We start from the raw sequence: 22,459 nt of genomic DNA, 5'->3' as shown, positions 1-22,459 counted from the left end.
AAAGGAGATCAGAATGACTCAGCTCGCCATCGTGGTGTATCCCGGATTTACCGCCCTGGACTTCATCGGCCCCTACGAAAGCTTGCGCTGGCTGCCCGACACCGAAGTGCGTTTTGTCTGGCACGAGCCGGGCCCGATCACGGCGGACTCCGGTGCGCTCATCGTCGGGGCAACGCATTCGTTCGCCGAAACACCTTCTCCCGATGTCATTCTGGTGCCCGGTGGGTTCACGACGATGGAGCATGCCCGCGACGAGAAGGTGCTCGACTGGCTGCGCCGGGCCCATCAGACCGCGACCTGGACGACGTCGGTGTGCTCCGGCTCGGTGATCCTCGCGGCGGCCGGGCTGCTGGAAGGCAGGCGTGCCACATCGCATTGGGCGGCGCTGTCCGGGCTGAAGGCGTTGGGCGTCAAGCCGGTTGGCGACGAGCGCATCGTGCACGAGGGCAACATCGTGACGTGCGCGGGTGTGTCGGCGGGCATCGATCTCGGGCTGTGGCTCGCCGGCCAGATCGGCGGCGAGGGCCGCGCCAAGGCTATCCAGCTGTCCATGGAGTATGACCCGCAGCCGCCGTTCGACTCCGGCCACACGTCCAAGGCGTCCGCGACCACCAAGGCGGCCGCCACCGCAATGATGTCGAAGGATCTGGTCAAGCCCAAGCAGCTGAAGGCCGCGACGATGCTCATGTGGGACCACGCGATCCAGCGGGCCCGCTCGAAGCGCCGACGTGCCCGCAAACGCGATTTCGGCGTGATTTCCAGCGCTGACCGCAACTAATCACGCCGAAATCGCTCGCGTAGCGTCGGCGGGGTGAATCTGGCCTTTGACGACCGCGGCTCGGGCGACCCGGTGCTGTTCATCGCCGGCCGCGGTGGCGCCGGCCGCACCTGGCACCTGCACCAGGTGCCCGAGTTCCTTGCGGCCGGCTACCGGGCGATCACCTTCGACAACCGGGGGATCGGGGCGACCGAGCAGGCCGACGGGTTCGGCGTCGATCAGATGGTCGCCGACACCGCCGCGCTGATCGAAAAGCTCGACGCCGCGCCGGCCCGCATCGTGGCGGCGTCGATGGGCGCGTTAATCGCCCAGGAGCTGATGCTGGCCCGCCCCGAGTTGGTCAGCGCCGCGGTGCTGCTGGCCACCCGCGGCCGCACCGACCGCACCCGCGACTTCTTCCGCGCCGCAGAACGCGAACTGGCCGACTCCGGCGTCGAGCTGCCCGCCGCCTACGACGCGAAAGTGCGCCTGTTGGAGAGTTTTTCGCCGAACACGCTCAACGACGACGTCGCGGTCCGCGACTGGATCGACATGTTCACCATGTGGCCGACCAAGTCGACGCCCGGTCTGCGCACCCAGCTCGGGATCGGGCCGGCGGACAACCGGCTGCCGGCTTACCGAAGTATTACGGCGCCGGTGCTGGTCATCGGGTTTGCCGACGACGTGGTGCTGCCGCCGCATCTGGGCCGCGAGCTGGCCGACGCCCTGCCCAACGGGCGCTACCTGGAGATTCCGGACGCCGGGCATCTGGGTTTCATCGAAAAGCCGCAGGTCGTCAACGCTGCGGCACTGAATTTCTTCGCCGATAGTCTGTAGTGGTGAACCCATCGACGGCACAAGCGCGTGTCGTCGTCGACGAACTGATTCGCGGCGGCGTTCGCAACGTGGTGCTGTGCCCGGGATCGCGCAACGCGCCGCTGGCTTTTGCGTTGCAGGACGCCGACCGGGCCGGCCGGATTCGGCTGCATGTCCGCATCGACGAGCGCACCGCGGGCTACCTGGCGATCGGGCTGGCGGTGGCCGCCGCGGCGCCGGTGTGTGTGGCGATGACGTCGGGCACGGCGGTGGCCAATCTGGGGCCGGCGGTGGTGGAGGCCAATTACGCGCGGGTGCCGCTGATCGTGTTGTCGGCCAACCGCCCCTACGAGCTGTTGGGCACCGGCGCGAACCAGACGATGGAGCAGCTGGGCTATTTCGGAACGCAGATGCGGGGCAACATCAGCCTCGGACTCGCCGAAGACGCACCCGAGCGATTGGACGAGTTCAACGCGCAGTGGCGCTCGGCGACGTGCCGAGTGTTGGTGGCGGCCACGGGTTCCCGCACCGCGAACGCCGGTCCGGTGCAGTTCGACATTCCGTTGCGCGAGCCGCTGGTGCCCGATCCGGAAGCCGATCCGGTGACCTCCTACGCACCGGCGGGCCGGCCCGGCGGTAAGCCGTGGACCTACACCCCACCGGTCACGTTCGACCAGCCGCTCGACATCGACCTGACGCCGGACACCATCGTCATCGCCGGCCACGGCGCGGGCGCGCAGCCGAACCTGGCGGCGCTACCGACGGTCGCCGAGCCGACCGCCCCGCCCGCTGACAACCCGCTGCACCCGATGGCGCTGCCGCTGCTGCGGCCGCACCAGGTGATCATGCTGGGCCGCCCGACCCTGCACCGGCCGGTATCGGCGCTGCTGGCCGACCCGTCGGTGCCGGTGTATGCGCTCACCACCGGTCCGCGTTGGCCCGACGTGTCGGGAAACTCGCAGGCCACCGGCACCCGCGCGGTGACCATCGCAGAACCCAACCCGGCCTGGCTGCGGCGCTGCGCCGAGGTGAACCGGCACGCCTACGACGCGGTGCGCGGACAGCTGAAGGCACACCCGTTGACGACCGGGCTGCACGTGGCGGCGGCGGTGGCCGACGCCGTCGGCGAGGGCGACCAACTGGTGCTGGGTGCGTCGAACCCGGTCCGCGACGCCGCCCTGGTCGGGCTGAACCCGCATGGCATCAAGGTGCGGTCGAATCGCGGTGTGGCGGGGATCGACGGCACGGTGTCGACGGCGATCGGCGCGGCGCTGGCGCACGAACGAATGGGCAGCCGGAGCCGCGAAGGCGGCGACGTCATCCCCCGCACCATCGCGCTGATCGGGGACCTGACGTTCGTGCACGACAGTTCGGGGCTGCTGATCGGGCCGACCGAGCCGACGCCGCGCAACCTGACGATCGTGGTGTCCAACGACAACGGCGGCGGCATCTTCGAGCTGCTCGAGCAGGGCGATCCGCGGTTCTCCGATGTGTCGTCACGGATCTTCGGCACCCCACACGACGTCGACGTCGGCGCGCTGTGCCGGGCATATCACGTCGAGAGTCGGCAGATGGAGGTCGACGACCTCGGCGCCGCGCTGGACGAGCCGTTCGAGGGCATGCGGGTGCTGGAGGTGAAGGCCGACCGGTCGTCGCTGCGGGCACTGCACGCGTCGATCAAGGCCGCACTGTGAATCGTCTGATTGCGCTGTGGCGCAGCGTGGTTCCGCGCTTGAACGGAGACCCCGACGAGACCCGCACCGATCGGATCATGCGACGCGTGCGGATCGGCATCGTGATCGCCGCGTGCCTGGTGACCTTGCAGTCACTGCTGTTGGTGCTGGGCGCGTGGCGCAACGACATGCAGATCGAACGCAATATGGGTGTGGCGGCCGCCGAGGTGCTCAGCGCGGGTCCGCGACGGTCGACGATCGAGTTCGTCACGCCCGACCGGGTCACCTACCGCCCGGAGCTCGGGGTGCTGTACCCGTCCGAATTGGACACGGGCATGCAGATTTACGTCGAATACGACCGGAACAACCCCGACTTGGTGCGAGTGCGACACCGCAACGCGTTGCTGGCCATCATCCCGGCCGGATCGATCGCGGTGGTGGGCTGGCTGATCGCCGGCGCGGCGCTGCTCGGGCTGGCGTTCTTCGAGAAACGGCTTACGCGTCAGACGGCTTTCCCTCGCGAGCAGACGCCGACACGCATCGACATGCCGAGCGCGTAGACGATTCAACGTCTGCTCGGCGTGCTTGCCCTCGGCTACTTGGACTCGACGAGTTGTTCGAGCCAGTCCGCCTCGCTGATGTCGACGACTTCCTCAGTAGTGGTATCGAAAACCGTCGGGGTACCGGCATCGTTCGGCTTGATCTCCTCGAGCTGATCCTGGTTGACGTCATCCATGACCTCGACGTCGACTCCGGTATCCCCGGCGGCGATGCGATCGACGACCTCCGAGGGAAGTTCGGCGACTTCGGCGAGGTCGGCGAAGGGCGCCTCGTCGCGAGGATCGGTGAAGATCAATTCGAAGAAAAACTCCTGAATGAAACTCTGGACGTCTGCGGCCGAGACGTCGGCGTCCGGGTCGGCTGCCAGGAACACCGCGTTGCTGGCCTTCGCGGAGTTGCCGCCGGGCGAGGAGTCGAGGAAGGTCAGGAACCGGTACGTGATGACCAACTGGCCATCTTCGATGTAGCGCGCAATGTCATTGCCGACATCGAACTGGAGATCGGCGCAGTGCTGGCACTGCGGCTCCGTATAGAGGGTGATCTGTGCCGGCGCGAACGACTTTCCGAGCTGGATACCGAACCCGTCTTCGGTCAGCGCGACGTCGGCGGTCGGATCCGTTCCGGGCGGAACTACGGCGGCGCCCTGCACCACGGTCGAGCATCCGGACGCCATGATCATGGCCGCCACCAGGACACCGCCTGTTGTCGTCAGTCTCATCCGCACCGCCATCCGCCAGCTGCAGGTGACCATACAGTTCGCTGACCTGCATGTCAGGGGCTTCTCCGGTTCCGGGGACGGCAAAATTTTTGCGTGTCGTATGCCAGCAGGCAACCTTGCCGACAGCCGTTGCTGGCACGATCTTGGTGTGCGCGTTGCAATCGTCGCAGAGAGTTTCCTCCCGAATGTCAACGGCGTCACCAACTCGGTGCTTCGGGTGATTGAGCATCTCCGGCACACCGGTCACGAAGTCCTCGTCATCGCCCCCGACACACCGCGCGGCCAGCCGCCGGCGGACCGGGTCCACGACGGTGTGCGCGTGCACCGGGTGCCGTCGCGAATGTTCCCGAAGATCACGTCGCTGCCGCTGGGCTTGCCGCGGCCCCGAATGGTCGGTGTGCTCAGGGGATTCGACCCGGACGTTGTACACCTCGCGTCGCCCGCGCTGCTCGGCTACGGAGGACTGCACGCCGCTCGCTACCTCGGCGTGCCGACGGTGGCGGTATTCCAAACGGACGTCGCGGGTTTCGCGGAGAGCTATGACGTCGGCATCGCGGCCCGGGCGGCGTGGGCGTGGACGCGCCACCTGCACAGTCGCGCCGACCGCACCCTGGCGCCGTCAACGTCGGCGATGGAAAACCTCGCCGCCCATCGCATCCCGCGGGTGCATCATTGGGCCCGGGGCGTCGATATCACTGGCTTCGCGCCGTCGGCGCGTGACGAGGGGCTGCGCCGCCAGTGGTCACCGGACGGTAAGCCCATCGTCGGGTTCGTGGGCAGGCTCGCCCCGGAGAAGCACGTCGAGCGCCTCGTGGTTCTGGCACGGCGTGACGATCTGCAGCTGGTCATCGTCGGCGACGGTGTCGAACGGGCAAAGCTCGAATCCAGTTTGCCGACTGCGGTTTTCACCGGTGCACGTTATGGCGACGAGCTGGCCGCCGCGTACGCCAGCATGGACGTCTTCGTCCACGCCGGTGAACACGAGACCTTCTGCCAGGCCGTCCAGGAGGCGATGGCCTCGGGCCTGCCGGTGATCGCACCGAACGCCGGCGGCCCGCGGGATCTGGTCGCGCCGTACCGGACCGGGCTGCTGCTGGAGGTCGACGAGTTCGAGTCGCGGCTGACCGACGCCGTCGACCATCTGATCGCCGAACGGCACCGCTACTCGCAGGCCGCGCGCCGCAGCGTGCTTGGCCGCACCTGGCCGGCGATCTGCGACCAGCTGCTCGACCATTACGAGGCGGTGCGGGGTGGTTTCCGGGGTCGCGCCGCCGCCTGAGCTGCCTCACCGCTGTCGTCGTCGCGGGCCAGCTGCGGAATCAGGCCACCGGCCAGTATGTACTTCGCCTGGCGTGGCGAAAGTCGATGCCGCACTTGGAATGATGACTTCTTGGTGACATTCTCGACGGTGATCGGGTCGGTGCCGTCGATCGCTTCGTGGAGGTTGGTCAGGCCCAGCGTGTCGCCCTGATCCACATCGTTGTAGTCGTCGCCGTCGATGAACTCCAGGGCCAGCACGCCGAAGTTGGCGAGGTTCTGCCAATGGATGCGGGCGAACGATTTCGCGATGACAACCCGGAGCCCTAGATGGCGCAGCGCGATGGCCGCATGTTCGCGGGACGAGCCTTGGCCGTAGTTTTCGCCGCCGACCACGATGTGCCCGCTCTCGTGCGCGTGTTGTGCTCGCTCGGGATAGGACTCATCTATCTGAGTGAAGCTGAAGTTGGCCAGCTTGGGGATGTTCGACCGATACGGCAGAGCCCGGGCACCTGCGGGTGATATCTCGTCGGTCGAGATGTTGTCGCCCACCTTGAGCAGGACGGGGGCCTCGAATTTGTCGAGCAGTGGTTCGGGTTCTGGCAGACGAGAGATGTTTGGCCCCTTGACCGGTGTGATCTGTTGCGCCTCATCAGGTTCGAGCGGGGCAACCAGCATCGCGGTGTTGACGCTATGGCGTGCCGGCAGATCCAGCGTCGGATAGCTGATGCCCTCGTTGCCGGCCCACTCACGCGGGTCGGTGATCACTCCCGTCAACGCCGACGCCGCCGCGGTTTCCGGCGAACACAACCAGACCTTGTCCTCCTTCGTGCCCGACCGGCCGGGAAAATTGCGCGGCATCGTGCGCAGCGAGTTCTGCCCGGTCGCCGGCGCCTGGCCCATGCCGATGCACCCCATGCAACCGGCTTGATGAATCCGGGCGCCGCTGATCACCAGGCAGGTTGTCGCACCCATCTCCGTCAGGTCGGTGAGTATCTCCCGTGAGGTCGGGTTGATGTCGAAACTGACATCCGGCGATGTCTGCCGTCCGTCCACCATCGCCGCGGCGATCGCGAAGTCGCGCAGCCCGGGATTGGCGCTGGAGCCGATGACCACCTGGCCGATCTTCTCGCCGGCGACCTCCCGGACGGGCACCACATTGCCCGGTGACGACGGCTTGGCGATCAACGGCTCGAGTTGCGAGAGGTCGATCGTCTCCTCGACGTCGTACTCAGCGCCGTCATCGGCGAGGAGTTCGGCCCAGTCGTCCTCGCGGTCCTCGGCCCGCAGGAAGTCGCGCACCGCTTCGTCGCTGGGGAACACCGTGGTTGTGGCGCCGAGTTCGGCGCCCATGTTCGCGATGACATGGCGGTCCATTGCGGTCAGGCCGGCGAGCCCCGGCCCGAAGTATTCGATGATCCGGTTCACTCCACCCTTTACGTCGTGGCGGCGCAGCATCTCGAGAATGACGTCCTTGGCCGAACACCATTCCGGCACTGTCCCGTCCAGGCGTACACCCCACACCTCGGGCATCCGCAAATGCAGTGGCTTGCCTGTGATTGCCACCGCCACCTCCAGACCTCCCACGCCGATCGCGAGCATGCCGAGTGAGCCGGCGGCCGGGGTGTGCGAGTCTGAACCCACCATCGTCTTGCCGGGAATGCCGAATCGCTGCATGTGCGTCGGATGCGACACCCCGTTGCCCGCTTTCGAGAACCACAGACCGAATCGCTGAGCGGCGGTGCGGAGGTACTCGTGATCCTCCGCGTTCTTCTCGTCGGTCTGCAACAGGTTGTGGTCGACGTACTGCACGCTCACCTCGGTTTGCGCGGTATCCAGGCCCAGTGCCTCCAACTCCTGCATCACCAGCGTCCCGGTGGCGTCCTGCGTCAGCGTCTGGTCGATGTGGATGGCGATCTCGTCGCCAGGCGTCATCTCCCCAGAGACGAGATGCGATTCGATCAACTTGTGAGTGATACTCGCCGGCATCATGCAATCTCCTGCCCGCAGTCGGTGGCCTCCCTGAGAATTTCCAAATCGACAATTGCTCAAACTATCGACCGGGACCGGTACCGTCGCGGGCGTGAGCAGGGCGTCTCTGGACAAGGACCCACGTGAAGTGGCGTCGATGTTCGACGCCGTCGCCAGCCGCTACGACCTGACCAACACCGTGCTGTCGCTGGGGCAGGACCGATTCTGGCGGCGCGCGACCCGCTCGGCGCTGCACATCGGCCCGGGGGACACGGTGCTCGACCTGGCGGCCGGCACGGCAGTGTCGACGGTGGAGCTGGCGGGGTCGGGGGCGTGGTGTGTGGCCGCGGACTTTTCGGTCGGCATGCTCGCCGCGGGTGCGTCCCGTCATGTGCCGAAGGTCGCGGGCGATGCGACGCGGTTGCCGTTCGGCGACGGCGTGTTCGACGCGGTGACGATCAGCTTCGGGCTGCGCAACGTCGTCGACCACGTCGCTGCGCTGCGCGAGATGGCGCGGGTGACGCGGCCGGGCGGGCGGCTGGTGGTGTGTGAGTTCTCCACGCCGACGAATGGGCTGTTCGCCACGGCCTACAAGGAGTACTTGATGCAGGCCCTACCGCGGATCGCGCGGGCGGTGTCGTCGAACCCGGACGCGTATGTGTATCTGGCCGAGTCGATTCGGGCATGGCCCGACCAGGCCGAACTCGCGCACCGGATTTCCGATGCCGGCTGGTCGGCGGTGCGCTGGCGCAACCTCACCGGTGGCATCGTCGCGCTGCACGCGGCGTCCAAACCCTCGCGCTGATCGCCTTCTTTGCGGCGTGTCGTCGCTAGACCAAGCGGATCGTTGTACGGTCGCGAAATGCAGGGGCGTCTGGCAGATCCCAACTGCACCATTGGCACCGATCCGCGCGCCGACCCCCGCATGGTCGAGGCGCTTGCGCCGTTCGGGCTGGACGGCCACATGCCCATCCCACCGGTGACGATCGACGCGCCGCTCGAGGACCGGCTGGCCGCCGTCGCAGCGACGGAGAGCCGAATGGGCGCCGTACTCGAGGCGCTGGCGCAAAACCTTCCGGTCGCCGACGGCGTCACCACCACCACGACGACCGTCGACGGGGTCGACGGCAACGACATTAAGCTCTACATCACGCGGCCCACCGACGGCGTCGGAACCATGCCGTGCGTGGTGCACTTCCACGGCGGCGGGATGGCCATCAACAGCGTGACCGATACGCCGTATACGCGCGGTCGCGAAAACCTTGCCGCCACAGGCCTTGTCGTCATCGGGGTCGAGTTCCGCAATGCGGGCGGCAAGCTTGGCCCGCACCCGTACCCGGCCGGCCTGAACGACTGCGCGTCCACAATCCGGTGGGCGTATGAAAACCGCAAGGATCTTGGCGGTAGCCACCTGATCACCTCGGGTGAGTCCGGCGGTGGGAACCTGGCGCTGACCACGGTTCACAAGGCCAAGCGGGAGGGCTGGCTGAACGAGATCGCCGGCGCCTACGCACAGTGCCCGTTTCTGTCGGGCCGCTGGTACGAGCAGCCCGATGAGCTGCCGTCCCTTAAGGAGAACGACGGCTACTTCCTGACCCGCGAGGTGATGGGACTCGCGGGGTCCGTATACGACCCGGACGGCGCGAACTTTCAGGACGCCACTTGTTATGCGGGGTCGGCCACCGATGAGGAACTGAGCGGACTGCCGCCCCATGTCATTTCGGTCAACGAGATGGACCCCCTGCGCGACGAAGGCCTGCTCTACTACCGCAGGCTGGTCCGCGCGGAGGTGCCCGCGGTCGGGCGCATGGTCATCGGCACCTGCCATGGCAGCGACATGCTTCTGGGCGGCTACATTCCCGAGGTTTTCGCCGCCAGCATCCGCGACGTCAGCGGCTTCGCGAAGTCGCTCGTCTAGCGGTGTGGGTTCCCGCCTGGCACAACGGCCATCACCTGAACGGCACACCCGCTGCTTGGCGGCACGGATGCGCGAAAACGTTGGTTCGCCCAGATGCTGCAGATCGCCTTCGTCGGCGGGCTCACCGGCGACTAGGTCGACTTCTCGACGGCCCAGCGGGCGGCCCTGAAGATGCTCGGTCTCGGGCGCGACGACGACGTGCTCGCCCAGATGCGGCAACTGCCGCCGCACCCCGACGTCGAGCCCGGTCTCGACCTGCTCACCAACTCTACGTTGGTTGCGCTGATGAATTCGACACTCGACGTCGCCACCGCGCAGCTCGAATTCGCCGGTATCGCTGGGCGATTCGATGCAATTTTGTCCGCCGACCAGGTCGGGGCGTTGAAGCCACGCGCGGAGGCCTACCATCTCGTTGCGAGCACACTCGGGGTGCAGCTCGGCGACGTGCGGCTGGTCGCAGCGCACGGGTGGGACATCGCCGGCGCGCTCGCCGCGGGCTGCCGCGCCGCATTCGTGCAGCGACCCGGTCAGGCGCTCATCCCGGTCGGTGGGCAACCCGACATCGTCGGCGAGAATCTCGTTGAGGTCGCCGAGAAGATCCGCCGCTCGCGGGCTAGCTGAACGGCGGGCGGCGGTCGATGCGGCCCGAACCCGAACCGGCGCGACGCCACACCCGCGCGATCCAGTCCGCGTCCTCGTCGGTGACGAGGTTGCCCATCACCCGCACGGCGATGTTCATCAGGAATTCCGACCGCATGGCGATCGGGCCCGTCATCGGCAGAAACCGGGGAATGGTCAGCAGCAACGCCAGCCGGCGGGCCACCGAGAACGCGCGGGCGTAGTGGCTCTCCAGCGTGGCCGGCCACGCCAACGACAGGTCGCCGGTGCCCAGCAGCTCGGCGGCCAGCCGACCGCTCTCCAGCCCGTAGTCGATGCCCTCGCCGTTCAACGGATTCACGCAGGCCGCGGCGTCGCCGATCAGCATCCAGTTCGGCCCGGCCACACCCGACACCGCCCCACCCATCGGCAATAACGCGGACAGCCCCAGCCGCGGCTCGCCCTCGAATCCCCATTCTTCCCGGCGCAGCGAGGTGTAGTACGACATCAGCGGTCGCAGCGCGGCGTCGGCGGGCCGCTTGGCCGTCGCCAACGCGCCGACGCCGATGTTCACCTCGCCGTTGCCCAGCGGGAAGATCCAGCCGTAGCCCGGGAGCACCTTGCCCTCCGGCGAGCGCAACTCGAGATGGGAGGTCAGCCACGGCTCGTCGTGCCGCGGCGTCGCCAGGTAGCCGCGTACCGCCACGCCGTACACCGTCTCCTGATGCCACTGCCGGCCCAGCCGCCGGCCCAGCGGAGAGCGGGCACCGTCGGCGACGATCAGATCTGTGCAGCCGATCGACGCCCCGGAATCCAGTAGCAGCCTATCGACGCGTCCACCCGAATCATGGCGAACATCAACGGCTTTCATGCCGAGCAGCATCTTCGCGCCGTCGTCGGCGGCGACCTCGCGAATCCGGTCGTCGAGCTCGGTGCGCGGCACCGCGCTGCCGGTCGACGGGAACGCCGGGCCCGGCCAGTCGATCTCGACCTCGCCGCCGAACCCAGACATCCGCAGCCCGCGGTGTCGGATCCGGGCGTCCAGCCACGAACCCAGGCCGAGCCGCTCCAGCTCGGCGACCGCGCGGGGGGTCAACCCGTCGCCGCAGGCCTTGTCGCGGGGGAACTGCGCCGAGTCGATCACCGAGACGTCGCGGCCGGCACGCGCGGCCCACGCGGCCGCGGCCGAACCGGCGGGTCCGGCGCCGACGACCACCACATCGGCCCTGATGTCCATGCTGACCAGTATGTTGGACTAATGGGGACACCGGCGAGCGTGGTGGCGGGCGTGGACTTCGGAGATCCCGTTTTTGCCGCCAGTGTCCGCGACGGCGTGGCCCGCATCGAGGACCTGATGTCCACTGAGCTGGGCAAAGCCGACGAGCTGATGTCCGAGGCCGTGCAGCATCTGTTCCAGGCCGGTGGCAAGCGGTTCCGCCCGCTGTTCACGGTGCTGTCCGCGCAGCTGGGGCCCGACCCGGACAACTGGCAGGTCACCATCGCCGGCGCCGTCATCGAACTGGTGCACCTGGCCACGCTGTATCACGACGACGTGATGGACGAGGCGCAGGTGCGTCGCGGCGCGCCCAGCGCGAACGCGCGGTGGAGCAACAACATCGCGATCCTGGCCGGCGACTATCTGTTCGCCACCGCGTCGCGGCTCGTCTCCCGGCTGGGACCGGACGCGGTGCGGGTCATCGCCGAGACGTTCGCGCAGCTGGTGACCGGGCAGATGCGCGAAACCCGCGGCGCCGCCGAGCACGTGGATTCCGTCGAGCACTACCTGAAGGTGGTGCATGAGAAGACGGCCTGCCTGATCGCCGCGTCCGGCCGGTTCGGCGGCACGTTCTCCGGCGCCGACGAGGAGCAGATCGAGCGGCTCAGCAGGCTCGGCGGCATCGTCGGCACCGTGTTCCAGATCTCCGACGACATCATCGACATCGACAGCGACCCCGACGAATCCGGCAAGGTGCCCGGCACCGACCTGCGCGAGGGGGTGCACACGCTGCCGGTGCTCTATGCGCTACGCGAAACCGGCCCGGACGCCGAGCGGCTGCGCGTGCTGCTGGCCGGCCCGGTCGAAGACGACGCCGAGCTGGCCGAGGCGCTGGGGCTGCTGCGCAAGTCGAAGGGCATGGTGCGGGCCAAGGACACCGTTGCGCGGTATGCGAAGCAGGCCCGCGACGAGCTGGCCAACCTGCCCGACGCACCGGGGCGGCAGGCGCTGGCATCACTGGTGGACTACACGGTCAACCGTCACGGCTGAGGACCTGGAACCGTGGCCGCCGGTTGCGCGTTGAGTCAGCGAAGACTTCGAGGAGGACGCTGATGAGCTGGCATCCGCACGCCAACACGTTCAAGACATTCCTGCTGCTGGTGGGCATGTCGACACTGATCGTGGTCATCGCGGCGCTATTCCGCAACACCGCAATCCTGGGCCTGGCAGTGCTGTTCGCCGTTGGCATGAACGTCTACGTGTACTTCAACAGCGACAAGTTGGCGCTGCGGGCCATGCACGCGCAGCCGGTGACCGAGGTGCAGGCGCCGTTCATGTACAAGGTCGTGCGGGAATTGGCGACGACGGCGCATCAGCCGATGCCGCGGCTGTACATCAGCGACACCGCCAACCCGAACGCGTTCGCGACGGGCCGCAATCCGCGTAATGCAGCGGTGTGCTGCACGACGGGCATCCTGCAGATCCTCAACGAGCGCGAGCTGCGCGCGGTGCTGGGCCATGAGCTGTCGCACGTGTACAACCGCGACATCCTGATCTCGTGTGTGGCCGGGGCGCTGGCGGCGGTGATCACCGCGCTGGCCAACATCGCGATGTTCGCCGGGCTGTTTGGCGGTAGTCGCGAAGGCACCAATCCCTTTGCGCTGCTGCTGATTTCGCTGCTCGGTCCGATTGCTGCGATGCTAGTGCGGATGGCGGTGTCTCGGTCGCGGGAGTACCAGGCCGACCAGTCCGGCGCCGAGTTGACCGGCGACCCGCTCGCGCTTGCTTCGGCGCTGCGGAAGATCAGCGCCGGTGTGCAGCAGGCCCCGCTGCCGCCGGAGCCGCGGCTGGCCGATCAGGCGCACCTGATGATCGCCAACCCGTTCCGGCCGGGCGAGCGGATCGCCAAGTGGTTCTCCACGCATCCGCCGATCGACGAGCGGATCCGCCGGCTCGAGGAGATGGCCGGCCGCGGGCCGAACCTGTAGCTGCACATAATGTCGACACCATCTAGGGTGTGGTCTGTGCTGAACAGAATTCTGATCGGCCTGGTGGGGGCCGCGGGGGCGGTCGCGATGGGCGTGCCCGGTAGTGCGGGCGCCGATCCGGAACCTCCGCCCGGACCGCCCAATGTCAACGCTTTTCCACCGGTCAAGCTGTCGGAGTACGCGGTGATGGACAGCAACTGGTACGCCTTCAGCACACCCGAGGGCGTCATCTGCATGCTGCAGAGGACGGGAGGCTACGGCTGTAGCGGACCGATTCCCGCCGCGCCGAACGGGGCGAACTTGGTCAGCGGTGGCCCCGCCGGAACACCCGGCTTCGCCAACACCAACAATCCGGTGTTCTCGGCCGAGGGCGTCAAGCCGCTGCCGCCGAACACCCGGATGAGCTACCAGACCATCAGCTGCGGAACCGACGGCGTCGTAACCTCGTGCCAGAACTCCCGCGACCAGTCGGGCTTCGTGATCAGCCCGGCCGGCAGCTACATCCTCAACGCAGCCAATCCGCTGCTGGACCGCGCGCCGGGCACCAACCCGTTCTTCAACTAAATCCAGAGCCGACGCATGGTGTCTCAGGACGGGTGAAGTTCCAGCTCGACCATCGGGAGCGCGGTGTCACGATCATTGATCTGAGTACCCAACGTGGTTTCGATGATGGGCTTCAGCGCGTCCCACGCGCGCCGATGGCGCCGGATGTAGGCCTGCAATGCGGCGTCGGCCTCGCCCTGGGGGAGCATTCGTGCGCTGGCGGGTATCGAGACGTCGCCTGCGACCGAAACACGCACCTCGGCGTTTGCCTCAATGTTGCGGTACCACTGCGCACGTGTTCCAAAGCCGGAGGCCACCGTGTAGATGTTCGGACTCGGGTGGTCGAAGACCTCCAGGACGACGTATCGCGGCAGCCCTGACCGTCGTCCGGTGTGTTCGAGCATCAGCAACCGGCGCCCGAGAAGGAATCCCAGCCGGGCCCGGTACAGCCAGATCGGAGCACGCATCAGCGGCCGCGACCTCAACAGGCGTGCGCCGGCTTTCGCGATGGTGTCGGATGCGGCTTCGGCTAGCCGCAATAACTTCGGCATCTATCTCTCCTTACCGGTCAGGCCGTGGGGGGCCAGATGAACGAGAGCAACTTGTCGTCGACGGGTTCGCCTGCTGCGGTGGCGAATCCGGCCAGCGCATCGGCGAGCACATCGCGTTCAGCGGGCGACATGGTGCGCAGCACGCGCTCGATCGCCGAACGTCGGCGCTTGGTGACCTTCTCCACCAGGCGCCGTCCAGCGGTGGTCAGCGTGAGTGTGACGTGGCGACGATCGACCGCCGACACTTGGCGATCCAACAGCCCGGCCTTGATCAATCGGTCGCAGGTGCGACTGGCGTTGGAGGGGTTGACGTCTAAACCTGCGGCCACCGTCGCCAGGTTCAACGGTCCCCGGGTGTACACCATCACCAGAACACGGAACTGTGGCACCGTCACCACATCTTCGATCACGGCGATCGACGCCGCCGCAATACCCACCAGCGCGCGGGATGCCCGCACCACCGCGTCGGTTTGGTCGGCGAGCGTTTCGTCCTCTCGACCACGGGCGCGGCGAGGCGAATTCATGCATCGCATCCTCCCTATCGCCCCGACCGTCCCGCAACCCGGCAGGCACCGGGCTCGCGGCCCGTGCGTTAGCGCAATACTTGCGAATACGCAATGAATGACGGTAGAACAGAGGCAGCGGCATGTCCAACGCGTCGAAAGCGAAGGACGATTGAGCGAGAAGACGGCACACCGGTCCACTTTTGCCCGCCTCGAAGAACGGGTGGCCCGCATCTGCGCGCGGGCGCAAGAGCCCCTTGACCTGCTAGCCGCCGTCGCCGCAGAAGTGCGGTCCGAGATTCCGTACGCCGCCGGCGGGTGGTTACTTACCGATCCGGACACCATGCTCATCACCGGCGTCTACGCCGAGAATGTCACGCGTGCACAGCATCTGGCGCTCATCGAATGCGAGCTGACGACAGACGACGTGAACAAGTTCGTCGAACTCGCCAGGTGTGACATCCCGGCGGCATCCCTCAGCGCGGCCACCGGCGGCGACCTGAGTCGCAGCACTCGGTGGTCGCTGATCTATCGACCCAACGGGTACGGCGACGAACTACGTAGCGTGTTCAGTTCGGCTTCCACAACCTGGGGTCACGTCTGCCTGACCCGGAAGGCCGCCGACCCGCTGTTCACCGTCGACGAGGTGGACCTGGTGGCGCGGCTGTGTTCCCACATCGGCAACGGAATTCGCGCCTGTCTCCAGCTGGCCAGCGGATCGGGCATCCCGGCGAGCGGTGCGGCTGCGCTGCTGATGCTGGCCGACGACGGCAGTGTCGAGTCGATGACGCCAGAGGTCACCGAATGGCTCGGTCCGGTGGAGAATGAGCAGCTGGAAAGCACCATCGTTTTGCATGAGGTGGCCCAGCGCGCCCGAACGCTCGCCGAAAGCGGAGTCGGCGCGGCGGCCATGGCGCGGACCCGGGGGCGCTCCGGCGACTGGATACTGGTGCGAGGCATCCGCCTGGAACGTGACGGGCCCGGGACCGGCTGTACCGCACTGGTTTTGGAGCCCGCCCGCCGCTCCGACATCGCTCCGTTGCTCGTCCACCTACACCAGCTCACGCCTCGGGAGAAAGAAGTCACCCAGCGGTTGCTGAGCGGAATGCCGACCCGCGAGATCGCTGGCGAATTGTGGATCACGACCGAGACGTTGCGCGGGCATGTGAAGGCCATCTTCGCGAAGCTCGGGGTGAGCAGTCGTGCGGAACTTGCCGCGCTTCTTACCGACGGGCCCGTGGTGCGACGCTAGCGCGCGATTCGCCGGCTCTCGTGCCCGGCCCGAAACCGGGACTGCGCGGCGATCTGCGCCGCAGCGTGCCGTGCCAGGCTACCGACATACTTGGTCAGGCCCGGTCGGTACACGTAGCCCAGGAAGCGCAGCCCGGGGAGAACCTCCGACCCATGCCCATCGCGCGGCATTCCGCGCTCGTCGAGCACGCCGAGGTGTCCGACCAAGTCCGTTAACCCCGTTCGGTAGCCGGTGGAGGCGATTACCGAGTCGACCGTCACCCTGCTGCCGTCGGCAAGCACCGCCCCGTCAGGTTCAAGCCGCTCGACCGCCGCCACGATGCGCACCGAGCGGTCACGAATCGCATCGATTACCGCCCGGTCCACGATCGCCGTGCCGGCGCCGCGGCGCTTGAGCCCTGCGATCGGACCTTCGATCGGGGCCGCCAACCCGTAGCCGCTGAGGTCGCCCACCACGCGGCGCTCCATGGCAAGCAGAATTCGGTCGACGATTCCCGTCGGCAGGCGCAGAAACAGCGGCACCGGCAAGTCGGCGGGCAAACCGCCGACAACCCGCAGCAGAATGTTGGGCGGCGTCCGAACCGACAGATGTACCTCGGACGCGCCATTGCGGGCCAACTCATACGCGATCTCCATGCCGGTCGAGCCGGCGCCGACGACCAACACCCGCTGGCCCGCGAAGGGTGTGGCGTTGTGGAATTCGGCTGCGTGCAGCAGCCGACCGGTAAAGACGTGGCTGTCAGCCCAAGCCGGAAGCCAGGGCTGGTTGAAGATGCCCGTCGCGACGACGACGTGTCGGGACCACAGCTGCCCACCAGAGGTGGTGAGTTCCCATCCGCCCTCCGGGACCGCCTCAAGTCGAGTGACTTCCGTGTGGAGTCGCACCGGCACAGACCGGCTGTCGGCGTAGTCCTGCAGGTACCCGACGTACTGGTCTCGGGTCGGAAACTGCCCGAAGTCACGCGGGAACCGCGCGCCGGGCAGAGCCGAATTCCACCGGCAGGTGTTGAAACGCAGTGCGTCATAGCGCCCGGCCCAGGCCGCACCGGTCTGGCCGCCCCGCTCCAGGACGGTTGCGTCCACCCCCCGCTTGATCAGTTCTGCGGCGCACGCCAACCCCGCAGGACCGCTCCCGATGATGACCACTTTGTCCGGATTCACCACCATCCCAGCGTCGCCCGAATCAACGTGGGCCACCACCCCGCAAATGAGGGGTATTGCGCAGCGGCCGCGGCGCACGCGTTGCCCGACTAGCGCGCGGATTCGGTCAGGGGTCCACCGTCGGCGGCCTGGAGCAGGCAGATGACGGTGCTCGGAGCGGGATTGGACGATGTTCGATTCTGAACGGAGTCGATGAGGTAGGTCACCGTGTAGCGGCTGCCGTCGACGGGTTGCCCGGTGTACTGCGGAAATCCCGCGACGCACTCGGGTTCGGCGACATCGGCGATGGCCGTGTTCACCGCCAGCGGCGCGCGAAGGTAAACCTCCGCGGCGTGTGGAGTCGCACAGTCGACGATTGTGACGGTCACGACGCCGAGATCGATTGCGGGAAGGTCAGATACGCAATCACCGACTTCGAGGTCGATCCACCTCTCGGTGCGCGGGCCTTGCGTGGCGGGCGCAACAGGAACCGTCGTGGTGGCGGTCTCGCCTGACGCGCGGTCGTTACCGCCACAGGCCGACAGCAATGCGATTGCAGCCAGCGAAGCGCCCAGGCCCCGCAACGCTCGAAAACTTCGGATCCGCATCAACAGCCGCTAGAACCCCGAGCCGTGCACCTCGTGTCCGGGCTTCTCGGCGGCCAGGCCGCGGTAGGCCTGCTCGACAGAGGAGCCATGGTTGATCACGCGGTGGACCTCGCGCGCGATCGGCATCGACAGCCCGTACTCTTCGGCGAACTCCATGATCACGCTGGAGGCCTTGACACCCTCGGCGACCTGATTCATCGACGCGATGATCTCATCGATCGGCTTGCCGGCGCCAAGCTGCTCGCCGACGTGGCGGTTGCGGCTGCGCTGGCTGGTGCAGGTGACGATGAGATCGCCCATGCCCGCCAGACCGGCGAAGGTGTCGCGATGCCCACCCATCGCCTCGCCCATCTTGGACATCTCCCGCACCGCGCGGGCCATCACCATCGCGCGGGTGTTCTCCCCGATGCCCAGCGAGTAGCCCATGCCGACGGCGATCGCGTAGACGTTCTTCAGCGCGCCGGCCATCTCGACGCCGACCACGTCGTCGGTGGTATAGGTGCGGAATCGCTTGGTGCGGAACAGCTCTGCGAGATTGGCGGCCAAATGCCGGTCGGGCATCGCCAGCACCGCCGCGGCGGCGTAGCCGTCGGCGACCTCACGGGCGATGTTGGGCCCGGCCAAGATTCCGGCCGGGTGCCCGGGCAGCACCTCGTCCACGATCTGGCTCATCCGGTAGTTGGTTTCCTGCTCGAGACCCTTGACCAGCGACACCACCGGCACCCACGGCCGCAGCTCCTTGGCCAGCTCGGTCAGCACACCGCGAAAGCCGTGCGACGGCACACCCATGACGATGACGTCGGCACGGTTGGCCGCCTCGGAGAAGTCGTTGGTGGCCTCGAGGCCGGGCGATAGCTCCACCTCGTTGCCGAGGTACTTCGAATTGCGGTGGTTGTCGTTGATGTCCCTGGCGGTGTCTTCTGAGCGCACCCACTGCAGTGTCGGGCCGCGCCGGGCGCAGATGGACGCCACGGTGGTGCCCCAGGAGCCTCCGCCGAGGACGACGACATTGGGTTCGCGCTGAGCAGGTGCCATGCCGATCAGCGTAGGACCGACAGCTGCTCTTTCACTGGCAGTTGACGAACTGTGTCGGCCCAGCGCATCAAGTTAACTGCGCGCACGAATTAGTGCATCTGACCCGTCTGCGGCGCTGGTAGCGTCGATTGCCAAACGGCAGAAAGGCTCCCCGTGCCCCAACCGATTCGGGTCGACCCGCAGCAGTTGGCCGAGGCTGCGGCGCGCATCCGCGGCTACGCCGATCAACTGCAGGCCGGCCACGGCTCGGCCATAGCGGCGGTCGATGCGGCGCAACCCGGTCTGGTCGGGCAGTCGGCGCAGTCCATCGGTGCCAAGACGCAGCGCTGGCAGGCCAGCACGGCCGAGCTGCAGCGGGTGCTGGCCTCGCAGGCCGCCGCCATCGCCAACGCCGCGCAGGGCTACGGCAACACCGAGGACAACAACCAGGCGGTCATCGCCGCGGTGGGCGACGCGAACCTGTAGCCGTCATGTCGTTGACCGTCGAGGACGTCCAGCGTTGGGATCCCGGCGCCGTGCGCGCGGTGGGTGACGCGGCGCGGCAGCGGGCGCAGGTCTCGCTCGACACCGCCGACAGTCTGCCGACGTTTCCGGACTGGACCGGCCCCGGCTCCGAGGAGGCCAAGCAGGCGCTGGATCAGACCCGGCAGGCGCTGCGCAGGGACGCCGACGTGGCGTTGGCGGCGGCGCGCGCGGCCGACGCGGCGGCGAACAACGTCCAGATTGTCCGGGACAACCTCGAGTACGTGCTGACGACGGCCGCCGAATTGGGTCTGACGGTCGACACCGCGTCCGGCACGGTGCACCCCGGACCACTGGCCGATTCGAACGACGTGCAGAACGCCGCCGTGCTGACACAGGCGCTGCAGCAGGTGCTGGCGCAGGCCAACAGTGTCGACCGGCAGCTGGCCGCGGCCATGGATCAGGCCGACGACGTGGTGGAAGTGCCGCCCGAGGCCCGTCCGATCCCGATGCCACCGCCGGGTGCCACCGCCGAGGAAGTCAATCAGTGGTGGCGGAGCCTCAGCCAGAAGGACCGTGAGCGGCTGATCGAAGAGCATCCACCAGAGTTGGGAAACCTCAACGGGATTCCGGCGGCGGCGCGCGACACGATCAACCAGCAGGTGCTGGCCGACGACCTCGCCCGGGTCACCGATGCCGCCGCCCTGCACGGTGTTTCGCCGCAGGAGGTGGTGGCCAACCCGGCCCGGTACGGGTTGACGGCCGCCGACGTCACCCGCTATCTCAACGGGCAGAAAGTCCAGGCGGGCCTCATCAATCACCGGGGTGACAACAACCCCAGCACTCCGCGGCCGGCGATGCTGTGGAAGTACGAGCCGCTCGGGGACAACGGCCAGGGCCGCGCCGCGATCGCGATCGGCAACCCGGACTACGCCGACGGCATCTCGGTCATCGTGCCGGGCACCGGCAGCAGCGTCAGCTCCGGCTGGCTCGAGAACGACGACGCGCTCAGTCTGTACGACCAGTCCTATCTGGCCGACGCGGACAGCACCCATTCGGTGATCGCCTGGATGGGCTACGACGCACCGGACGGCTTCGCCGATGCCCGTGTCGCGAATCCGACCTTGGCGCGCGAGGGCGGCGAAGTGCTGGCCGCAGATGTCAACAGTTTGTGGGTGACGCACCAAGGCGACGGGCAGCACGTGACGGTGATCGGGCACTCCTACGGGTCGACGACGGTGGCGGACGCGTTCGCCGGCTATGGGATGCACGCCAACGACGCGATCCTGCTGGGCAGCCCGGGAACGGATTTGGCCCGCAGCGCGGCCGATGTCAACCTCGACGGCGGCAATGTGTATGTCGGTGCGGCGTCGACCGATCCGGTCAGTTGGATCGGGATGCCGCCGGGCTGGGTGCACGACGAGATCAACCAGGAGCTCGGCTGGCCGGTGCGGTGGGATGCGGGACTCGGCATCGATCCGGCGGGCGACGAGTTCGGCTCCATCCGCTTCGATGCGGAGGTGGTGGGACACGACGACCTGGACAAGGATGACCACTCGCACTACTACGACCGCGGCTCGGAATCCTTGCGCGCCATCACGCACATCGCCACCGGCAACGCCGGCGCGCTGGAGCAGGAGGGCCTGCTGGCCGAGGGCCGGCGCCAGCCGCATGTGTCGCTGCCCACCGAGATCGGCCTGCCTTGGGGTGGAAGGATCGACTTGCCGGACGTCGGCGCCGACATTCCGGGCTCCCCGGCGTTCATCGACCCCGAAATCAATCGTCCAACGGAGTCAGTGACCAATGACCATTCGTTCTAAGCCGGCCGCGCGGCTGGTCTGCGCGATGTTCGCGTTGACGCTCGCACTAGGAGGTTGCTTCCCGATGAAACCCGAGGAGCGGCCGTCGGAGCCGCCGAAGCCGGCGGTCACCCCGCTGTCCGACGAGCAGGCGAAGGCGCAGGTGGTAAACCCGGCGAATGAGATAGCGCGGGCGGCCCAGCTGCAGGGCATCACCGGCGGCTTCTCGTTCGAGGCGTGCAACGACCAGGGCGAGCCGCCCTATCGCGGGCTCGTGGAGATGGGCTTCGCGCTGCCGACAGACATGGAGCCCACGACGTTCTTCGAGCAGATCGCGAAGACGATGGTCGGACAGGGATGGACCGACGGGCCGCCGCCGGGAAAGCGGCCGTTCGGGACGGTGATCCACAAGGGCCCGATCATGGCGATCATGGGCCGGCACCCGACGTACAAGGAAAACGGCTATGTGCAGCTATCGGGGGAGTGCCGCAACATGGTCGACCACCGCAACGACGGCAAGACCATCGCCGAGGACATCACCGAGCAGCTGCAGCCTTAGCGGTAATTCACGAACTGAAGCGCGACGTCGAGTTTGGCCTTCTTCAGCATGCCGATGACGGCCTGCAGGTCGTCGCGCTTCTTGGAGGAGACGCGGACCTCGTCGCCCTGGATCTGGGTCTTGACGCCCTTTGGGCCGTCGTCGCGGATGAGCTTCGTGATCTTCTTGGCGTTCTCGCTGTCGATGCCCTGCTTGATGGTCCCGCTGACCTTGTAGGTCTTGCCGCTGGCCTGCGGTTCGCCGGTGTCGAAGGCCTTCATCGAGATGTCGCGGCGGATGAGTTTCTCCTTGAAGACGTCGATGGCGGCCTTGGCGCGCTCTTCCGTGGACGAGGTGATGGTGATGGTCTCCTCGCCCTGCCACTCGATGCGGGTGTCGGTACCGCGGAAGTCGAAGCGGGTGGCCAGCTCCTTGGCGGCCTGGTTGAGGGCGTTGTCGACTTCCTGGCGGTCGACCTTGCTGACGACGTCGAAGCTTGAATCCGCCATTGGACCTTCCTCCTCGGTGTTTGGCTCGCAAAATCCGCGGCCGTGGTG

General features: G+C 67.4%; 23 protein-coding genes and 1 pseudogene. 15 read left to right on the top strand and 9 right to left on the bottom strand.

Features of this window, described 5'->3' with window-relative positions; all coding sequences use genetic code 11:
- The first annotated feature begins 13 nt into the window (after positions 1 to 13).
- From ACRDU5_RS06215 to ACRDU5_RS06200, 4 genes are read left to right on the top strand one after another with little or no spacing between them, the layout of a single operon-like run.
- On the top strand, positions 14 to 778 hold the full coding sequence (locus tag ACRDU5_RS06215) for a DJ-1/PfpI family protein (protein WP_526613612.1): 765 nt from the start codon (positions 14 to 16) through the stop codon (positions 776 to 778).
- A 33-nt stretch (positions 779 to 811) separates the two neighbouring features.
- On the top strand, positions 812 to 1,594 hold the full coding sequence (locus ACRDU5_RS06210) for an alpha/beta fold hydrolase (RefSeq protein ID WP_526613611.1): 783 nt from the start codon (positions 812 to 814) through the stop codon (positions 1,592 to 1,594).
- A gap of 2 nt (positions 1,595 to 1,596) precedes the next feature.
- Complete coding sequence (gene menD / locus ACRDU5_RS06205) at positions 1,597 to 3,267, top strand: 2-succinyl-5-enolpyruvyl-6-hydroxy-3-cyclohexene-1-carboxylic-acid synthase (RefSeq protein WP_526613610.1); 1,671 nt, start codon at positions 1,597 to 1,599, stop codon at positions 3,265 to 3,267.
- A complete protein-coding gene (locus tag ACRDU5_RS06200) occupies positions 3,264 to 3,806 on the top strand; it encodes a DUF3592 domain-containing protein (protein ID WP_526613609.1) in 543 nt (180 codons plus the stop codon). The genes menD and ACRDU5_RS06200 overlap by 4 nt, the downstream gene beginning before the upstream one ends.
- A 35-nt stretch (positions 3,807 to 3,841) precedes the next feature.
- On the opposite strand, the gene ACRDU5_RS06195 is transcribed toward ACRDU5_RS06200, so the two are convergent.
- Positions 3,842 to 4,525 (bottom strand): DsbA family protein, encoded by a 684-nt coding sequence (locus tag ACRDU5_RS06195; protein ID WP_526613608.1) that lies wholly within the window; start codon positions 4,523 to 4,525, stop codon positions 3,842 to 3,844.
- A 148-nt stretch (positions 4,526 to 4,673) separates the two neighbouring features.
- Here ACRDU5_RS06195 and ACRDU5_RS06190 point away from each other — a divergent pair, with 148 nt between their 5' ends.
- A complete protein-coding gene (locus ACRDU5_RS06190) occupies positions 4,674 to 5,804 on the top strand; it encodes a glycosyltransferase family 4 protein (protein WP_526613607.1) in 1,131 nt (376 codons plus the stop codon).
- Here the strand turns inward: ACRDU5_RS06190 and ACRDU5_RS06185 are convergent.
- Positions 5,759 to 7,771 (bottom strand): aconitate hydratase, encoded by a 2,013-nt coding sequence (locus tag ACRDU5_RS06185; RefSeq protein ID WP_526613606.1) that lies wholly within the window; start codon positions 7,769 to 7,771, stop codon positions 5,759 to 5,761. The genes ACRDU5_RS06190 and ACRDU5_RS06185 overlap by 46 nt on opposite strands.
- Before the next feature lie 94 nt (positions 7,772 to 7,865).
- Here ACRDU5_RS06185 and ACRDU5_RS06180 point away from each other — a divergent pair, with 94 nt between their 5' ends.
- The 3 genes and pseudogenes from ACRDU5_RS06180 to ACRDU5_RS06170 all read left to right on the top strand — a co-directional run.
- Positions 7,866 to 8,558, top strand: coding sequence for a demethylmenaquinone methyltransferase (locus tag ACRDU5_RS06180; RefSeq protein WP_526613605.1), 693 nt, complete (start codon positions 7,866 to 7,868; stop codon positions 8,556 to 8,558).
- 57 nt (positions 8,559 to 8,615) lie between these two features.
- A complete protein-coding gene (locus ACRDU5_RS06175) occupies positions 8,616 to 9,671 on the top strand; it encodes an alpha/beta hydrolase (RefSeq protein ID WP_526613604.1) in 1,056 nt (351 codons plus the stop codon).
- 150 nt (positions 9,672 to 9,821) lie between these two features.
- A pseudogene (locus tag ACRDU5_RS06170) lies at positions 9,822 to 10,292 on the top strand (HAD-IA family hydrolase); the annotation flags it as partial.
- Here the strand turns inward: ACRDU5_RS06170 and menJ are convergent.
- Positions 10,285 to 11,505 (bottom strand): menaquinone reductase MenJ, encoded by a 1,221-nt coding sequence (gene menJ, locus ACRDU5_RS06165; RefSeq protein WP_526613603.1) that lies wholly within the window; start codon positions 11,503 to 11,505, stop codon positions 10,285 to 10,287. The pseudogene ACRDU5_RS06170 and the gene menJ sit on opposite strands and share 8 nt — an antisense overlap.
- 21 nt (positions 11,506 to 11,526) lie before the next feature.
- On the opposite strand from menJ, the gene grcC1 reads away from it, so the two are divergent.
- From grcC1 to ACRDU5_RS06150, 3 genes are all read left to right on the top strand, one after another.
- A complete protein-coding gene (grcC1, locus tag ACRDU5_RS06160; protein WP_526613602.1) occupies positions 11,527 to 12,534 on the top strand; it encodes a nonaprenyl/(2E,6E)-farnesyl/geranylgeranyl diphosphat synthase in 1,008 nt (335 codons plus the stop codon).
- 62 nt (positions 12,535 to 12,596) lie between these two features.
- Positions 12,597 to 13,472 carry a zinc metalloprotease HtpX gene (gene htpX / locus ACRDU5_RS06155; protein ID WP_526613601.1) on the top strand — a complete coding sequence of 292 codons (876 nt, stop codon included), beginning with the start codon at positions 12,597 to 12,599 and terminating at the stop codon, positions 13,470 to 13,472.
- Positions 13,473 to 13,508: 36 nt separating this feature from the next.
- Entirely contained in the window at positions 13,509 to 14,036 is a 528-nt protein-coding gene (locus ACRDU5_RS06150) for a hypothetical protein (protein ID WP_526613600.1), read from the top strand.
- Positions 14,037 to 14,059: 23 nt separating this feature from the next.
- Here the strand turns inward: ACRDU5_RS06150 and ACRDU5_RS06145 are convergent, their stop codons facing one another.
- Both ACRDU5_RS06145 and ACRDU5_RS06140 read right to left on the bottom strand, forming a co-directional pair.
- On the bottom strand, positions 14,060 to 14,566 hold the full coding sequence (locus tag ACRDU5_RS06145; protein ID WP_526613599.1) for a nitroreductase family deazaflavin-dependent oxidoreductase: 507 nt from the start codon (positions 14,564 to 14,566) through the stop codon (positions 14,060 to 14,062).
- 17 nt (positions 14,567 to 14,583) lie between these two features.
- Positions 14,584 to 15,090 carry a MarR family winged helix-turn-helix transcriptional regulator gene (locus tag ACRDU5_RS06140; RefSeq protein ID WP_526613598.1) on the bottom strand — a complete coding sequence of 169 codons (507 nt, stop codon included), beginning with the start codon at positions 15,088 to 15,090 and terminating at the stop codon, positions 14,584 to 14,586.
- A 151-nt stretch (positions 15,091 to 15,241) separates the two neighbouring features.
- Between ACRDU5_RS06140 and ACRDU5_RS06135 the strand changes: the two genes are divergently transcribed.
- Positions 15,242 to 16,321 carry a helix-turn-helix transcriptional regulator gene (locus tag ACRDU5_RS06135; protein ID WP_526613597.1) on the top strand — a complete coding sequence of 360 codons (1,080 nt, stop codon included), beginning with the start codon at positions 15,242 to 15,244 and terminating at the stop codon, positions 16,319 to 16,321.
- Here ACRDU5_RS06135 and ACRDU5_RS06130 read toward each other — a convergent pair.
- The 3 genes from ACRDU5_RS06130 to ACRDU5_RS06120 form a co-directional block, all read right to left on the bottom strand.
- Entirely contained in the window at positions 16,318 to 17,484 is a 1,167-nt protein-coding gene (locus ACRDU5_RS06130; RefSeq protein ID WP_526613596.1) for a flavin-containing monooxygenase, read from the bottom strand. The genes ACRDU5_RS06135 and ACRDU5_RS06130 overlap by 4 nt on opposite strands.
- Before the next feature lie 86 nt (positions 17,485 to 17,570).
- Positions 17,571 to 18,068, bottom strand: a complete 498-nt coding sequence (locus ACRDU5_RS06125) for a hypothetical protein (protein ID WP_526613595.1) — start codon at positions 18,066 to 18,068, stop codon at positions 17,571 to 17,573.
- 9 nt (positions 18,069 to 18,077) lie between these two features.
- The gene (locus tag ACRDU5_RS06120; protein ID WP_526613594.1) at positions 18,078 to 19,103 is read right to left on the bottom strand and encodes an NAD(P)H-dependent glycerol-3-phosphate dehydrogenase; all 1,026 of its coding nucleotides are present in this window, start codon (positions 19,101 to 19,103) and stop codon (positions 18,078 to 18,080) included.
- A gap of 153 nt (positions 19,104 to 19,256) precedes the next feature.
- On the opposite strand from ACRDU5_RS06120, the gene ACRDU5_RS06115 reads away from it, so the two are divergent.
- From ACRDU5_RS06115 to ACRDU5_RS06105, 3 genes are read left to right on the top strand one after another with little or no spacing between them, the layout of a single operon-like run.
- Positions 19,257 to 19,568, top strand: coding sequence for a WXG100 family type VII secretion target (locus ACRDU5_RS06115; RefSeq protein WP_526613593.1), 312 nt, complete (start codon positions 19,257 to 19,259; stop codon positions 19,566 to 19,568).
- 5 nt (positions 19,569 to 19,573) lie between these two features.
- A complete protein-coding gene (locus ACRDU5_RS06110; RefSeq protein WP_526613592.1) occupies positions 19,574 to 21,385 on the top strand; it encodes an alpha/beta hydrolase in 1,812 nt (603 codons plus the stop codon).
- Positions 21,369 to 21,923 carry a lipoprotein LppJ family protein gene (locus ACRDU5_RS06105; RefSeq protein ID WP_526613591.1) on the top strand — a complete coding sequence of 185 codons (555 nt, stop codon included), beginning with the start codon at positions 21,369 to 21,371 and terminating at the stop codon, positions 21,921 to 21,923. The genes ACRDU5_RS06110 and ACRDU5_RS06105 overlap by 17 nt, the downstream gene beginning before the upstream one ends.
- On the opposite strand, the gene ACRDU5_RS06100 is transcribed toward ACRDU5_RS06105, so the two are convergent.
- A complete protein-coding gene (locus ACRDU5_RS06100) occupies positions 21,920 to 22,411 on the bottom strand; it encodes a YajQ family cyclic di-GMP-binding protein (RefSeq protein WP_526613667.1) in 492 nt (163 codons plus the stop codon). The genes ACRDU5_RS06105 and ACRDU5_RS06100 overlap by 4 nt on opposite strands.
- Positions 22,412 to 22,459: the final 48 nt, after the last annotated feature.

Source organism: Mycobacterium sp., assembly GCF_050701515.1.
Lineage (GTDB): Bacteria > Actinomycetota > Actinomycetes > Mycobacteriales > Mycobacteriaceae > Mycobacterium.
Note: the sequence above shows the minus strand (reverse complement) of the source record. Positions and strands in the feature narration are given on the sequence as shown.

Excerpts from the sequence above, each read along its gene's own strand:
- ACRDU5_RS06145 (WP_526613599.1), bottom strand. The coding sequence starts at position 14,566 with ATGCCGAAGTTATTGCGGCTAGCCGAAGCCGCATCCGACACCATCGCG.
- ACRDU5_RS06215 (WP_526613612.1), top strand. The coding sequence starts at position 14 with ATGACTCAGCTCGCCATCGTGGTGTATCCCGGATTTACCGCCCTGGAC.
- menJ (WP_526613603.1), bottom strand. The coding sequence starts at position 11,505 with ATGGACATCAGGGCCGATGTGGTGGTCGTCGGCGCCGGACCCGCCGGT.
- ACRDU5_RS06105 (WP_526613591.1), top strand. The coding sequence starts at position 21,369 with ATGACCATTCGTTCTAAGCCGGCCGCGCGGCTGGTCTGCGCGATGTTC.
- ACRDU5_RS06120 (WP_526613594.1), bottom strand. The coding sequence starts at position 19,103 with ATGGCACCTGCTCAGCGCGAACCCAATGTCGTCGTCCTCGGCGGAGGC.
- ACRDU5_RS06175 (WP_526613604.1), top strand. The coding sequence starts at position 8,616 with ATGCAGGGGCGTCTGGCAGATCCCAACTGCACCATTGGCACCGATCCG.
- ACRDU5_RS06140 (WP_526613598.1), bottom strand. The coding sequence starts at position 15,090 with ATGAATTCGCCTCGCCGCGCCCGTGGTCGAGAGGACGAAACGCTCGCC.
- htpX (WP_526613601.1), top strand. The coding sequence starts at position 12,597 with ATGAGCTGGCATCCGCACGCCAACACGTTCAAGACATTCCTGCTGCTG.
- ACRDU5_RS06125 (WP_526613595.1), bottom strand. The coding sequence starts at position 18,068 with ATGCGGATCCGAAGTTTTCGAGCGTTGCGGGGCCTGGGCGCTTCGCTG.
- ACRDU5_RS06110 (WP_526613592.1), top strand. The coding sequence starts at position 19,574 with ATGTCGTTGACCGTCGAGGACGTCCAGCGTTGGGATCCCGGCGCCGTG.
- grcC1 (WP_526613602.1), top strand. The coding sequence starts at position 11,527 with ATGGGGACACCGGCGAGCGTGGTGGCGGGCGTGGACTTCGGAGATCCC.
- ACRDU5_RS06100 (WP_526613667.1), bottom strand. The coding sequence starts at position 22,411 with ATGGCGGATTCAAGCTTCGACGTCGTCAGCAAGGTCGACCGCCAGGAA.
- ACRDU5_RS06195 (WP_526613608.1), bottom strand. The coding sequence starts at position 4,525 with ATGAGACTGACGACAACAGGCGGTGTCCTGGTGGCGGCCATGATCATG.
- ACRDU5_RS06185 (WP_526613606.1), bottom strand. The coding sequence starts at position 7,771 with ATGCCGGCGAGTATCACTCACAAGTTGATCGAATCGCATCTCGTCTCT.